Source organism: Pirellulales bacterium (assembly GCA_019694455.1).
Classification (GTDB): Bacteria; Planctomycetota; Planctomycetia; order Pirellulales; family JAEUIK01; genus JAIBBY01.
Map to the genome: position 1 here is coordinate 1 of JAIBBY010000019.1, position 14,539 is coordinate 14,539.

Sequence of the window (14,539 nt, forward strand, 5' to 3'; positions counted from 1 at the left end):
CGGCGGGCTACGCTGCCACGAGTTGCCCTCCTACCCCGCATCCCGCCCAGGACACCCCACCGATGTACGACCCTGTCAGTCGCCGTGAGTTCATCCGACAAGCTTTGATCGCCGGCGCGGCGACCAGCGCGGCAGGCGCCGCACTGGGCGCCACTCGTCGGCCGGCGCTGGCGCGAGAAAAGAGCGCCAATGGGCGACTCAATATCGGCGTGATCGGCGTCGCCGCGCAGGGCGAGTACAACCTGAATAGCGTCGCCAGCCAGAACATCGTGGCCCTGTGCGACATCGACGCCATGCGACTGGCCGGCGCCGCCGCTCGTTTTCCGGACGCCAAGCAATACAAAGACTACCGCAAGCTGTTGGAGCAGAAGGATCTGGACGCGGTGGTGATCGCCACACCCGACCATTCGCACGCCATTCCGGCGGTGTGGGCCCTGCGGCGCGGGCTGGACGTGTACTGCGAGAAGCCGCTGGCGCATTCGGTTTGGGAAGTGCGGCAGTTGCGCGAGGCGGCCGCCGCCAACAAGGCGGTGACGCAGATGGGAACGCAAATACACGCGGGCGACAATTACCGTCGCGTCGTGGAACTGGTCTGGTCGGGCGCGATCGGTCCGGTGCGTCGGGTGCATGTGTGGCAAGGCAACGCGGTGCGCCCCGGCAAGCGGGTCAAGGAAGGAACGCCGCCGGCCTATGTCGATTACGACCTGTGGCTGGGCGCGGCGCCGTACCGCCCCTTCCACGAATCGCACTTCCATTTCAACTGGCGTTATTGGTGGGATTTTGGCGGCGGCATCCTGGCCGATATGGGCTGCCACTATATCGATCTGCCGTATTGGGCGCTCGACCTGCGCTATCCCACGGCGGTCGAGGCGCAGGGCGAGAAGGGGTACGAGGGAGACAACAACGTGCCGGGCCACTTGCAGGCCGATTATTACTTTCCGGCCCGCAGCACGCCGCGCGGCGAACAGCCCGAGGTGAAGTTGACCTGGTACCACGGCAACCGGATGCCCGAGGGCGCCGAGCAATATAAAAAAGGCGCGGCAGTGCTGTTCGAGGGAGATCGGGGGCGCCTGCTGGCCGATTACGGCACAAACCAATTGTTCATGAACGATGGCCAGACCGCCGAAACGCCGCCGGCGACGATTCCTAGTTCGATCGGGCATCACGCCGAGTGGATCGAGGCCTGCAAATCGCGTGGTCCAACGACCTGCAACTTTGATTATTCCGGCGCGTTGGCCGAGACGGTGCTGCTGGGCAACGTGTCGTACCGCGCTGGCCAAAAGCGTCTGGAATGGGACGCGGAAAAGCTGACGGCGACCAACTGCCCCGAGGCGGCGCAATACCTGCGCCGCGAGTACCGCGAAGGCTGGACGCTGTAGGGGCCGCATGACACTTGCCGCGGGCGCTATCGAGCGAGTGCAAGCCGCCGTGAAGCGGCAGCGACTGATCGAGACTGCGCAGATGTTGTGCGCGATTCCTAGCCCCACCGGCCGCGCGGGCGAAGTTTCGAACGCGCTGGCCGAGATGCTAGCCGGCGACGGATTTTTGGTCGAGCGGCCCGAAGGGGGCCACCCGGCGGCGCCGGCGGTGGCGGTTCGCTGGCGCGCGCCCACGCCGGGCCGCACGCTGCAATTTGATGGGCACTTGGACACCGTACACCTGCCGTTTGTGCCGCCCAAAATTGAAGCGGGGCGGATGACCGGATCGGGGGCATGCGACATGAAGGCGGGAGTCGCCGCCGCAGTCGAGGCTTTGCGCGCGCTACGCGATGCGGCGCTACTGACTCGCGGCCAGGTGTTGTTCACCGCGCACGACCTGCATGAATCTCCTTGGGGAGACGGCTCGCAGCTTGATCGACTGATCGCCGATGGCTACGTGGGGGACGCTGCGCTGATCCCTGAGTACATGAACGAGTTGATACCGATCGCAGGGCGGGGACAGGCCACGTTTCGGCTGTCAATCCGGCGCGCCGGTCCGCCAATTCACGAGGTTATGCGTCCGCGCGACGAACCGGCGGTTATCGCCGCGGGCGCCGAGTTGGTGCGGAGGTTCGGCCAGTGGGAACAGGAGTTGGCGGAGCGTCGTGATCCGTTGGCGGGAAGCGAGAGCGTCTTTATCGGCCAGATGCACAGCGGGGAAATCTACAACCAGTTTCCCCAGGAATGCCGGATCGAAGGTACGCGGCGTTGGCTGCCGGACCAGGACGCGAATACCGTCGAGGCCGATTTTCGGCGCCGGATCGCAGAAGTGGCGCGCGACACCGGCACGACGATCGACCTGGCGTATCTGCGGGTGCGCGGGGCCTTTCACCTCGACCCTGCTGATCCGCTTGTGGCCGCGCTGCAGCGCGCGCGTGTGGCGCTTGGCGATGTGCCGCTGCCAACCGGCGGCAAGCCGTTTGTTGATGACGCCAACACCTTTTGGGCCGAAGCGGGCGTGCCGGCGATCACTCATGGCCCACGTGGCGGCGGGGCGCACACGCTGGAGGAATGGGTCGATCTCGACGATTTGGAGCGGGTGGCGCGCGTTTACGCTCTAACGGCGCTTGCCTATTGCTGAGCGGAGCCAGCGCGGCTCGCGGCCCGCAATCTTTGGCTAATCGGCGCGAGCTGGCCGGCAAGGTTTCGCTCACAGGCGCAAGCCGAACTCGCCGGAAAGCGTGAACTGATTTTGATTTAGTTTGCGTCGGCAGCTCGTCGATGCAGGGACAAAGGCGAACCCGTTTCGCGATTGATGGGGCATTTTTTTCAGGGTCGTATTTTAGCGATGTGGTGTCCGCGTTGTCGCCAAGACGTGCCGGCCATTGCCACGGCGCACGAGCAAACGCTCGCGTGCGTGCGCTGTCGGCAGCCGTTGGCACGGCTGTCCGACGCCAATATTGAATCCGCGGCTGGAAAGCAGGAATCCAGCGCCAAGGCCAACGTCGACGAGTTGGACCTCTTGTCGAGCGATCAGCAGGCCGAGATCGACGACCTGCTCTCACGCGCGGAGTGGTTGTTGGGCATCGACGCGGCGGCGCCGTCGCGATCGCGCTCGGCGCATTTTGTGGCCGAGATTCATGGTCCGGTGGGGGCGGTTCCTGGCCATCACTTTGGCGTCCATCACAAGCCGCCGACCGCGCGGCGAGCGCCGTGGGTGTCTTGGGCCAGTTGGGGCGCCTTGGGCGTGGCGCTAACTGGCTTTTGTTGTGGCGGTATCCTGCTGGGGTGGTCGCTCATCGCAAACCGGCAGGAACTGTGGAACATCGGCGAGACAGTGACGCTGGCCAGCCAGGTGGGGCTGTTGATCGGACTCATTTTGCAACTGGAACGGATCAGCGGCGAACGCCGACAAACCGCGAGCCGACTGACGCTGCTCGATCAGCGGGTAGAGAGCCTACGCAGCGGAACATGGACTGGCCTATTTGGCGATGAGAAATCGGACGCCACCGAAACGATGCTGGCCGACCTCAAGACACAGCTTGATACGCTGGCCACGCGACTCGGGCAGCGGCGCTCGGCATAAGCCTATAGATCAACCTTGCCGTTGGGACCTGACTGATCGCCAGCGACGCGCTCCGCCGGCAGTTCGTCGAGAAACGCCTCGACAAACTCGCCGCCATGATCGGCAATCTGGCCGGCGCGCTCCAAGAACTTTCGCGAGCGATCGCGCTGACCGTCCAGAAACAGCTCGACGCCGACAAGGAACATCAGGTCGCCGTCGCTGGGCTGATCGAGCGCGGCAGTAGCCAGCGCGTCGAGATGGGCTGTCTTGGCCACCTGGTTCCGTCCATAGAGCCGATCAAGATCGAGCGGCCAGCCGGGCCAATGGGGGTCGATCTCCAACCCCTGCCGCACGGCGTCGGCCGCTTCGCGGTAACGCTCTAGCGCCACGAGCGTTTGCGCCTCACGAAAGCGGGCTTCGGCCACGTCGGGAGTCATCTCCGCGGCGCGGCGATAGCGTCCCAGCGCGGCGGTGTAATTCTGCTCGAGAAACGCGCGATCGCCCGACTCGACCAGGCGCCGCGCGCGGGCACGCACCGCCTGATTACTGCTCTTGGGCACCGACTTTTTCTTGGATTCGATCACCAGCGGCCCGGCCGGCAGTTGGGGCTGCACGTTGCCCGAGGCGGCGACCGACGAAGCGAGCGGCGCGCGCGGCACGGCGGCGTCGATCATGCGCCAAGCGGCGGCGGGACCATAAATCTGCTCCGCAGGCAAATAGGCAGGAGGCAGCGCGATGGGCCAACCATAGCCTGGAAAGCAACCGGGCCGTGCCCAAACACCGCCCCCCCAAACCGGCGCGCCCCATACCGGAGCGCCCCAGCCGGGCGCCCCCCAGATGGGTCTCCCCCAAACCTGGCCGCCCCACCAGGGATTCCACGTGCCAAATGCGAACGACGTGCCGGGAGCGCCAACAAAGCCGATGCTGGTATTGGACCAACTCGATCCGAACCCGCCGCGAATCGCCTGGGTGTTGCCGAGATAATTGGCCGACCAAGGTTGATGCACCTGGCTTTGTTTGTAGCCGGGGGGTATCGCGCCGGGCGCCGTTTGCGCCCAAAGGGAGTGCGTCGCCAAGAACGATGCAAGCGTGACGCAAAGCGCGCCCAACCAACCGCGAAACATGACAATTGCCTTTCGTGGCGCGGAAGTCGCCAGCGTCATTATTCGTTCTAGGGATGATGTCGGCAAGCGATCAAGAGGCACGCAGAAACCGCGCCGCGGGAAAGCGACATCCACTAAGATGGGCGCCGGGGCGGCAACGATTGGTCACTTTCGGCGACAGTTTCCATGCAGCCAGCCCTGTCTCAAGTCTGTTCGCTCTCCAGCACATTGGAAAAAGACATTGAGGATTACGCCGCTGGGCAGTGCCGCGCGGTGGAATTGTGGCTCGGCAAGGTGGAAGGTTATCTCGAAACGCACACGGTCGACGACGTGCGCCGCCTGCTCGACGAACGAGAAATGACGGCGCCGGTGGCCAGCTTTCAGGGGGGCCTCCTGTTAAGTCAGGGAGAAGCGCGGCGCGAGCACTGGGATCATTTTGAACGCCGACTGGCCCTGTGTCGACAACTGAAGGTGGGCACGCTGGTAGTCGCCGGCGACTTGATGGGACCGCTCGCGCAGCAAGATTTGGACCGCGCGCTGGTTTCGCTGCGACAGGCCGCCAACAGCGCTGGCGAGGCGGGGGTGCGGCTGGCGCTGGAATTTCAATGCCGCGCCACGTTCGCCAACAACCTGCAAACAGCCGCGGCGCTCGTGGAGGAGTTGAGCGAGCCGAGCCTGGGGCTCTGCCTGGACGCGCTGCATTACTACTGCGGACCGAGCAAGACCGAGGATTTAGGACTGCTCACAACCGCCAACTTGTTTCATGTGCAGCTTTGCGACTTGGCGGGTCAGCCGCGCGAGACGGCCACCGACAGCGACCGGATACTGCCGGGCGACGGCGATATTCCGCTGGCGCCAATCATCGAGACGTTGGGCGCGATCGGTTATCGCGGGCATGTGTCGGTGGAGGTGATGAATCCGCAGATCTGGCAGGCGCCAGCCCGGCAGTTTGGCGAGGTGGCCATGACGGCGCTGCGCAAGCTGCTGGGGCAAGCAAGCATGGGGTGAAGTGCCTCGCGAGCAAATCCCAGCGATCATTTGCCAATCCTGAAGCGAAACGTTCCGTGAATTTAGACCAAGCTATTCTTACCGATCACGCTCAATTTCAACTGGCGAGGCGCCACTTGGATCATGCTGATATCATGTCCGTATTGGCTGATCCCGAGTCGGTCGATACGATTCGCCCGGGCAGAGTTGTTGCGCAACGGCTGATCGGCAACTACCTATTTCGCGTATTTGTGGATACGGATCGATTCCCTCCCGAGATAGTGACTGCCTATCGTTCCAGTCGGTTTCAACGATATAGAAAGCCACGATGAAGGCGACTTACGATTCCAAGACCGATACGCTCACGCTGGTTCTGAAGGCCGCAGCGGTGGCTGAAAGCGACGAGGGGCATCCCGGAGTCGTTCTGGACTACGATGCGAACGGCGACTTGATCGGCATTGAGGTGCTCGATGCGTCGCGCCGCGTTTCGGATGCGCGCGTCATGGACTTTGAGGTTACCGGCTAGCCTCGGTACCGCTGCATTTCAGACTTGGGCCACGTCGCACTAATGCGAGTGTCCGTGGTGGCCGGCGCCAAACGAGGTGTGCTCCTTGTTGCCGCCAGAGCGCACGTAGGCCAACAGGTCCAAAATCTCCTCGTGCGTCAGCTTGTCGAGCAGTCCCTTGGGCATGATCGATGAGCTAGCGCGGGAACGCTGGACGATCTCGCTTTTGGCAAGCTCGCGCGGCTCGGCCTTGGCCAAGGGATTTTCGATCACCTTCACGGTGTCGCCGGTTACTTCCAGGATCATGCCGGTAAGCACCTGACCGGAATCGAGTTCAAAGGTGTAGGAGGCGTATTTGTCCTCGATCTTTTCCGAAGGTTCGAGCAGGCTCTTGAGCACGTCGGCGGTGGTCTTTTTGGGGTCGAGTTTCGCGAGGTCTGGGCCTAACTCCTGGCCGGCGCCTTCCAGCTTGTGACAGGCAATGCAGGTGGCGACCTGGAACAGATGTTTGCCACTGGCGAACGAGCGCCCCTCCAACGGCTCGATCGATTCGGCCAGCTCGTCGAACTTCCACTCTTTGCGGGGACGGTTGAACTTGAGCAACGGATCGATCGGCGCCAATTGATGCGCGGCGACGTAGGTTTCTGGATCGACGAGATACTCCTCCAGATTTTCGACGACATACAAGCTGCCGTACATCCGCCGCCAATGCCCGGGATAGGTGCAGACGTAGGCGTACACGCCGGGGCGAGTCGGCGCCGTGAAGGCCAACCGCTGACTTTCGCGCGGGGCCAGCAGGCGACTAGCGAGCAGGATCTTGTTCGACTCGGGCACGTAGTGCCGCGCGGCGGCGCCGGGCTGCGTGGCGCCCGACTCGGCCAAGACGCCGACTTCTTCCATGGCGCCCGGCTCGGTGATCACCAGGTTGTGCGGCATGATATCGCCGTTGTCGAAGATGATTTCGACCGGCCGTCCGGCCTGCACGACCAACTGATCTTGATCGTAGCGCATCTGGTCGGTGACAGTTCCGAGACGCAACACCTTGACGCCTAGTTCGCCGAGTTTTCGCCGCGCTTCCTGGCCTTGCTCGCTGGGCAGCAGGCTCGACAGGCGATCTCCCAGTTGCACCGCATCGAGCGCGGCGGGCGTGGTGCGGTCGGCGGTTGGAAGTTTGGCCAAATAGGCCAAAACGCCGTCGATTAGCGCGGGGGCCTCCGCCACCGGCCATTCATCGGTTGGGATTTTCAAAAGTGACGCCAGTGCGGCGGGCCGTTCTTGATCGTCGGCGACAAAGCGCGATATGGATCGAAACGCCGCCGCTTCCTGGCCGCGCACCGTGGTCATGGCGTTCATTGCCGCACGCCGGATCGCGCTTTCTAGCGAGCCGGCGCCGATCGCCAGTTCGATTCTGGGTTTGGCTGGCAGGTCGGTTTGCTGGAAAACGACTTGCCGTTGATCGTTGAGCCCCTGCGCCGTGAAGCCTTCGAGACGCTTGCCCAGGTCGCCGTCCGCACGGTTGAACACGACGATCGACTCGACGGGAGACGGCGAGCCCAGATCGACCTCCCACCAGGGATTGGGGGTGTTCTCCTCGGTGTGCGTTTGACCGCCCGCGCCATAAACACTCGACTTCTTGCCGTCGATGCCGCGACTTGCCTCGCCGCCATGCGCGGTGCTGCTTTGCGAGGCCTTGCCGGAGCGGGCAATGTTCTTGCCGCCGGAAAGCACTTCCACCTCGGCCAACGTGAGCGTGCGCTCGCGGCCAGGGAGTTCGATGCGGACATAGCGGATATTGGGCGTCTTGGCGGCGCTGTCCGCCAGTTCTCCGGGCAGTCCGTCGACGAGCGCCGCAACCTGCGGATAGAGCGCGGCTCGTTGATTGGGATTGCGAATCAGCGGCATTGCGGTCGCCAGATCCAGAAGGGCCGCTGGCGAGCGGCTGGCAAGCTGCCATGTCGGTCCGGCATCGGCATCGGAGGCGACCAGGGCCGCCAAGCCAAGTTGCCGTGTCAGCGCATGCTTGCCGGTGGTGGCGAGTTTTTCAATTTCTGCTCGCAGGCGCGAGAGTGTGGCCGAATCGCGGTCGGTGAGCAGTCGCGCCAGATCGAACAGCACGCTGTCGTCTGCGATATCGTCGGGCGTGTCGAGCGCGCGAATCGCCTCGATGAGCGCGGCGCCCTCGTCTTGCTGTTGCGCCGTCGCCAATGTCTTCAGTCCCGCCAGGCGATGCTCGTCGCGCACACCGGGCCGGAACAACAGCTCGCGGGCGACGTCGGTCGTACGATCCAACTTGAGCAGATCGTCGGTGCTTACATTGCGCAGGAAGTAGCGAGAGCCAGCGGGCGTGGTGAACTCGATGCGGCGCCCCTGAGCGATGGCCTCTTTCACATACGGCGATAGCGCCTTCATCGTTTCGCCACGCACGAAATCGAGATAGCGATCGGTGGGTTGATCGGCGGAAACTAGCGCCACCTCGACAGCCTCGGCCTGCGGAAAGAAGCTGGCGGCGCGCACCGCTTCGAGTCGCACGCGCGGGTGCGGATCGGCAGCGAGGGTCTTGAGCCGCTCCAGCGCGTCGGAGATTCCGTCGCGCCAATAACAAAGCACGCGCGTAGCCGCGGCGCGGGCGCGAAAGTCTTTGCTCGCCAACACGGCGGCGAGCAGCTCAGGGTCGATGACGTTGTGGCTTTGGTGGAGCCACAGCCCTTCTAGGCGGTGATGCTCGTAGTTGGGATCGGCGGTGTCGAGCTTGGCCAGCCAGTCCTTGGCGGCGCGAATCACTTCGTCGCTGTCGCGGGCGGCCAACTCGATACGGGCGCGATAGCGGACGCGGTCTTCTGGCTCTTTGAGCACATCGAGCAGACGCGCGATCGGCTCGCCGGCGATCTTGATCGGTGGCGACAGCGGGCGGTCCTTGGCGGTGACGCGATAGACGCGGCCATGTTCGCGGTCGCGACTGGGATCGCGGAGGTTGTGCTGCATGTGGCCGATGATCGGGTTGTGCCAATCCAAGAAGTAGATGGCGCCATCGGGCCCGACCTTCATATCCGAAGGGCGAAAGTTAGGATCGGTGGAGCTGAGCAGCGGTTCGGCCTCGACCGCGCTGAAGCTGGCGCCATCGTCGCTAAGCTTGTACTGCAGGATGCCTTGAAAGCCGATCACGTTGCCAACCAGCAAGTTGCCTTGCATCTCGTCGGGAAAATGCTTGCTCGACAGGATCTCCATTCCGGGGCAGGGCCGCGTTCGTTGTTGGTACACCTGCGGCGGAGCGGCGTGTTTGTGGGGATACTCCAGGCGGCCGGAAAAGAGGGCGGCGTGGTAGGGCTGCGAGCCGGTGCCGTCGACCACGATGTCTTGCCCCCAACGATCGAAGACGTGGCCGTGCGGATTGGCGAAACCGAAGGTGACGTAGACTTCGAACTTTTGCAGGCGGGGCGAGTAGCGATAGACGCCGGCGTTGGCACAACGCTCAGTGGGGCCTTGTGGCCGTTCGACCTGCGTTTGATGGAATGTTCCTTCTTGAAAGTACACCGCGCCCCCCGGATCGAGCACAAAGCTGTTGGCCGCGTGGTGAGTGTCTGCTGAGTCGAGGGCCCCCAGCACTCGCTCGCGCAGGTCGGCCTTGCCGTCGCCGTCGGTGTCTTTGAGGTACATGAGATTGGGCTGCTGCGCGATGAGCACGCCGCCGTTGTAGAACTCAAAACCGGTCGGACAGTGCAAGTGGTCCGCGTAGGTGTCGCAGCGATCGGCTTGTCCGTCGCCATCGGTATCGGAAAAGATCAAGAGCTTATCGTTCATCGGCTCTTTGGGCTTCCAGTGCGGATAGGTGGGCCAAACCGCTACCCACAACCGCCCAGCGGTGTCCCAACTCATCTGCACCGGATTGACGAGTTCTGGAAACAGCTCTTCCGAGGCGAAGAGGTTCACGGCCAAGCCATTGGCCACGGTCATTTTGGCGAGCGACTCTTTGCCTCCCAGAAAGACGTGCTTGCCCCCCGGCAATGGCCCTGGCTTGTTGGTCACCACCGGAATGAACGGCGGCGTGTTGGAGTCGTCCACCTGTAGATCACTGCCGGCAGCCACGGCCCACACGCGGGCATCGCGATTAGCGGTCATCACGTCGAGGACTTCCATCTCGCGCTGGGCAACTTCAAGATTGGTCTGGCCGTCGACGAATTTGAGGTCTGCCCGCAGGCCAAAGACAGAGTAACCGTCGACGGTGCGATAGCGCATGAACCAATGGAAGTTTTTGTCGAGCACCGCTTGCCGCAACCTGGCGAGCGCGGTTGGCTCGCTGTTGGCGGTTGGCTCGCCAAATAGCGCCTGATCGATGATGCGAGCAACGGCTTCATTGCCGCGGGAATTGAGATGGATGCCGTTGATCGTCCGATGCTCGCCGCTCTTGGGGTATGCGGCCTGAGTGGCGTGAAATAGATCGACAAACGGCACGCCCTGTGATTTGCAAACCTCGGCCATGGCCTGCGTGTAGAGCGCCAAGCGCTGATTGTTCTCACGGCCGTCGGGTAGATTGCGATCTTTCAGGTCTTCGTGCGCGATGGGAGAAAACACGATCAACCGCGGCGCGCTCTTGCCGTCGTACTTGGCGCCTTTGGTCTCTTGTATGAACTGCGTCAGTTCCTCCTTGAATTGGGCCAAGCCCGATTGGCCAGCGAACGACTCGCTATAGCCGAAGAAGGCAAGCACCACGTTGGTTTTGGTTCGCGTGAGCCACTCTTCGGGCGTGCCAAAGCGCGCCGAGCGACGTCGCATTTTCACCTCGTCGCCGTTGAAGCCGAGGTTGCGGAACGAGAGTTGATGCTTGGGAAAGCGCTGTTGGATCAGGGTTTCCAGCCAGCCATCGTGCTGCATCCGTTCGGGCAGTCCGCCGCCGATCAGGCTGATGTGATCGCCGGGCTGAAGCTCCAGTCGCGGCGCTTCGGCGGCCATGGCAGAGCCAGCGGTGAGCAGGATCAACAGGCAAAGCGCGGAGGCGAAACACATATCAAAGACTCGGCCGGTGGGTGGGAAGGATTGGCGGGAGGGCAATCTCACTAGCTTATCGCGAATAAGGGTGAGAATCAGCCTTTTTTTTGCCGCGCGCCGCGCTGCGCCGATTTTGGCCCGATTTTCTGTCTACGGTCGGGCGCCAATTCGAGTTCGCGTTTCTGACGCAGGCCGATTACGGCACGTCGGCGGCTTGGGCGCGCGGCGGAATGGGCACATGCGCGCGCGTCAGCTTGCGGCGCAGATAACGGCGGCAAGGCTCCTCGAACCAGCGGTTCATTGCCAGCGACGCGATGATGAGAATGATGGTCAACCAGATCAAGAACTGCCACGGTGTACCGACCATCTCGGTTGAGAATTTAGAGAAATCGACCGGCGCGACCGCACTGGGATCGGTCGCCGCCTTGACGGCCTCATCGTGTTCGATGATGGCCTTGCCACCGAGCGCAAACCAGGTGGCGATCATGCCATAGCCGATGAACGCCGCGTGCAAGATGTAGATGCAATAGGTCGAGTTGCCGAGCGCCACCAAGGGCCTGCGCGAGAAGAACCAGCCGAGTGGTCCGCCTCCCATCGCCAGATCGTAGACCGCTACGGCCACCAGCGGCATGAGCAGTCCGTTGTGCAACACGATGTAGGGCAGATAGTCGGTGAGCGACATGCCAATAAATACGGCCACCAGCGCCACGATTGCCAGCCAGCCTTTGCTGCTGCGCCCGGCGCGGGCGTTTTGCATGGCGTCGTAGGCGAACAGCTTGCCCATCAAGACGCCGGAGAAGAACTCGGGGAAGCGAACCAGCGGGTTGTACTTCATCACCCGCCACCAGGTTCCTTCTTCGATGTAGGTCATGGTCGTTAGGCCATCGGGATTGATCAACACATAGAGCACAGCGGGCACTACCGCCCAGGCGTAACAAATGGCGAAAAGCGCCCAGATTTGCGGACGCGTGCGGCGATCTACCCAGGTCAAAAGGAACGGAAAGACGACGTAAAAGAACGCCTCCGCGCTGAGGGTCCAGGCGGGCGGGTTCCAAGCGTTGGCCGCCTCTGGCCACCAGGCCTGCGCCAGGCCGAGTGTGGCGGCGATCATTGCCCACCACCGGCCGGTCGACATACCTCCCATGGTGGCTGTGACGAAAAAGAGCGGCAGGTAGAAGATGAGACCGAACAAGTAGACCGGATAGATACGAGCGAACCGCGACATCCAAAAACCGCGTGTCGAGACGCGGAACCGACCGTTTTCTTGCAGACAGGTGTACGCCAGCACGAAACCGGACAGCATGAAGAACAGATTCACGGCCGCGTAAGCGCCATGGATGATCGTGTGCAAGAAGAAGTTGCTGGTGAGATCGGCGGCGCCTTGCGCGTTCCACTCACGGAAGGCGGGCACGACTTGATCTTGAGGATTCTTGGGGGGCAAGGCGCCAAGGGCCATGATCATCTGCACATGGCAGATCACCACTAGCAGAGCGCCTGCTGAGCGGATGCCGGTCAGGGCATCAATCTGCGGTTTGGCCAAGTTGCCCGAAGTGACTGATACGCGCGCCAAGGCCTGGGAGGGATTGGATTGAGGGAGTTCATGCGCGGTCGCGCTCATGCAGTCATCCCAGGCGCGGCCGCGCCTCGCTACAATCGTGGAACACCCCGCAGTTTTCCGCCCCCCTTCCAAGGGTAGCGAATGGCGGGTGGCTTCGCATCTCTTTTTGCCAGTAGCAAGGATGGCGCCGCGCCTTGGCGGTCAAACATTGGCCCGACTCATTCGATGGCTTCATCACTCTGGGTTTCTTAGCCCTGGTGGCGCTGTTACCCGCGCTGGGCTACGTGTTCATGGTGGTGGACTTTCGCCGTTATTTGCGGTCGCTGCGAAGGCAATTGGTGCGGTTGGTGGGCATGAAGGAAGATGCGCCCTGGTGGGCGCAGCGTGAGAATCCGCCATGCCTGGCGGCATTCGACCTGCATTTTCCGTGCAGCGAGGAAGAGCTGAAGGCCTCGTATCGCGAGCGCGTGAAGCGATTGCACCCCGACCGTGGCGGCGATAAACGGCACTTTCTGCGCCTGCAAGCCAACTTTGAGCAGGCGCTGCGATTGATTCGCGAGGAGTCGCAGGGAGAGTAACACGATCGTTTGACTCTGCGTTGGTTTTTGCCTCAGGGCGCGTATAATCCCGATTCGCACGACGGAGCATCGCAAGGAGCGTAGCAGCGTTTTATGGCCAAAACCTCCCCCAAGGCCGCGCCTCGCAAGAGCCGCATTCTCATCGCCGACGACAACGCAACCAATGTGGAGTTGCTGGAAGTCTATTTGAGCGATCTGGATTGCGACACGGCGATTGCCGTGGATGGACGGGACACGCTGGAGAAGGTCGCCCAGTTTCGCCCCGATCTGATCTTGCTCGACATCATGATGCCCAAGCTCAGCGGCTTTGAGGTGGCCAAGCAGCTGAAAGGGGATCCGACCACTCGCGGCGTGATGATCTTGATGGTCACCGCGCTCAACGAGTTGGGAGACATCGAGCGCGCGGTGAACAGCGGCGCCGACGACTTCTTGAGCAAGCCGGTCAACAAGATGGAACTGCTTAAACGCGTGGAAAACATGCTGCGGCTGCGCCATGTGACCGACGAGCTGGAACGATTGCGCCAATACATTGAGACGATGGAAGACTCGGTCGGGCCAAAGAAGTAGTTTGGTCACAATAAGAGTCCGACCAACGGGGAAAGCTAGAACAACATGGCGATCAAACTCACTTGGTTGGGGCACGGCGCCTGGTCGATCGACAGCGGGGAGCATCGGCTGTTGCTCGATCCTTTTCTCGACGACAATCCCGCGGCGCCAGTCAAGTCGGATCAGGTCGCGGCCGATTTTATTCTGGTTTCTCACGGACACTTCGATCACGTGGCGGACGCGGCGAAGATCGCCGCTCGGACCGGCGCGACGGTGGTGAGCAACTGGGAAATTTGCGATTGGCTCGGCAAGCAAGGGGTAAAGAAGACGCAACCGCTCAACCTGGGCGGTGGCGTCGACATGCCGTTTGGTCGCGTGAAGATGACGCTGGCGCACCATAGTTCGGGCCTGCCCGACGGAAGCTACGGTGGCAACCCGGGGGGCTTTCGACTCAAGCTGGGAGAGAAGCGGCTGTATTTTGCCTGCGACACGGCGCTGTTTCTCGACATGAAGGTGATTGGCGCTGGCGGGATCGACTTGGCCGTAGTGCCGATTGGCGACGTATTCACCATGGGACCGCAAGACTCGATCGAGGCGATCAAGCTCATCAGCCCCAAGCTGGTGGCGCCAGCCCACTACAACACCTGGCCCCCCATCGCGCAAGACGCCGCGGCCTGGGCCGATCAGGTGCGCAAACAAACCACCGCCGAACCGGTAGTCGTGGCGCCGGGCGGTAGCTTCGAAGTATAAGCGCGCTAGACGATTTTCGCCGCGCCGACAATAATCGACGGCTTCA

12 protein-coding genes are annotated in these 14,539 nt (G+C 62.5%); 9 read left to right on the forward strand and 3 right to left on the reverse strand.

What is annotated here, in order from left to right:
• Positions 1-62: 62 nt before the first annotated feature.
• From K1X71_09645 to K1X71_09655, 3 genes are all read left to right on the forward strand, one after another.
• Positions 63-1,379 carry a Gfo/Idh/MocA family oxidoreductase gene (locus K1X71_09645; protein ID MBX7073397.1) on the forward strand — a complete coding sequence of 439 codons (1,317 nt, stop codon included), beginning with the start codon at positions 63-65 and terminating at the stop codon, positions 1,377-1,379.
• 7 nt (positions 1,380-1,386) lie between these two features.
• On the forward strand, positions 1,387-2,559 hold the full coding sequence (locus K1X71_09650) for a M20/M25/M40 family metallo-hydrolase (protein MBX7073398.1): 1,173 nt from the start codon (positions 1,387-1,389) through the stop codon (positions 2,557-2,559).
• 234 nt (positions 2,560-2,793) lie between these two features.
• On the forward strand, positions 2,794-3,504 hold the full coding sequence (locus K1X71_09655) for a hypothetical protein (GenBank protein MBX7073399.1): 711 nt from the start codon (positions 2,794-2,796) through the stop codon (positions 3,502-3,504).
• A 2-nt stretch (positions 3,505-3,506) separates the two neighbouring features.
• Here the strand turns inward: K1X71_09655 and K1X71_09660 are convergent, their stop codons facing one another.
• Positions 3,507-4,607, reverse strand: a complete 1,101-nt coding sequence (locus tag K1X71_09660; protein ID MBX7073400.1) for a tetratricopeptide repeat protein — start codon at positions 4,605-4,607, stop codon at positions 3,507-3,509.
• A 165-nt stretch (positions 4,608-4,772) separates the two neighbouring features.
• Here K1X71_09660 and K1X71_09665 point away from each other — a divergent pair, with 165 nt between their 5' ends.
• From K1X71_09665 to K1X71_09675, 3 genes are read left to right on the forward strand one after another with little or no spacing between them, the layout of a single operon-like run.
• Positions 4,773-5,594 (forward strand): sugar phosphate isomerase/epimerase, encoded by an 822-nt coding sequence (locus K1X71_09665; protein ID MBX7073401.1) that lies wholly within the window; start codon positions 4,773-4,775, stop codon positions 5,592-5,594.
• A 56-nt stretch (positions 5,595-5,650) separates the two neighbouring features.
• A complete protein-coding gene (locus K1X71_09670) occupies positions 5,651-5,905 on the forward strand; it encodes a DUF4258 domain-containing protein (protein MBX7073402.1) in 255 nt (84 codons plus the stop codon).
• Complete coding sequence (locus K1X71_09675) at positions 5,902-6,099, forward strand: DUF2283 domain-containing protein (GenBank protein MBX7073403.1); 198 nt, start codon at positions 5,902-5,904, stop codon at positions 6,097-6,099. The genes K1X71_09670 and K1X71_09675 overlap by 4 nt, the downstream gene beginning before the upstream one ends.
• Positions 6,100-6,138: 39 nt before the next feature.
• Here K1X71_09675 and K1X71_09680 read toward each other — a convergent pair whose 3' ends face one another.
• Entirely contained in the window at positions 6,139-11,079 is a 4,941-nt protein-coding gene (locus K1X71_09680) for a c-type cytochrome (protein ID MBX7073404.1), read from the reverse strand.
• 178 nt (positions 11,080-11,257) lie between these two features.
• Complete coding sequence (locus K1X71_09685; GenBank protein MBX7073405.1) at positions 11,258-12,679, reverse strand: acyltransferase; 1,422 nt, start codon at positions 12,677-12,679, stop codon at positions 11,258-11,260.
• A 134-nt stretch (positions 12,680-12,813) separates the two neighbouring features.
• Here K1X71_09685 and K1X71_09690 point away from each other — a divergent pair, with 134 nt between their 5' ends.
• The 3 genes from K1X71_09690 to K1X71_09700 all read left to right on the forward strand — a co-directional run bounded on the left by K1X71_09690 (position 12,814) and on the right by K1X71_09700 (position 14,493).
• Entirely contained in the window at positions 12,814-13,197 is a 384-nt protein-coding gene (locus K1X71_09690; protein ID MBX7073406.1) for a J domain-containing protein, read from the forward strand.
• 93 nt (positions 13,198-13,290) lie between these two features.
• The gene (locus K1X71_09695; GenBank protein ID MBX7073407.1) at positions 13,291-13,764 is read left to right on the forward strand and encodes a response regulator; all 474 of its coding nucleotides are present in this window, start codon (positions 13,291-13,293) and stop codon (positions 13,762-13,764) included.
• Positions 13,765-13,809: 45 nt separating this feature from the next.
• Complete coding sequence (locus K1X71_09700; protein ID MBX7073408.1) at positions 13,810-14,493, forward strand: metal-dependent hydrolase; 684 nt, start codon at positions 13,810-13,812, stop codon at positions 14,491-14,493.
• Positions 14,494-14,539: the final 46 nt, after the last annotated feature.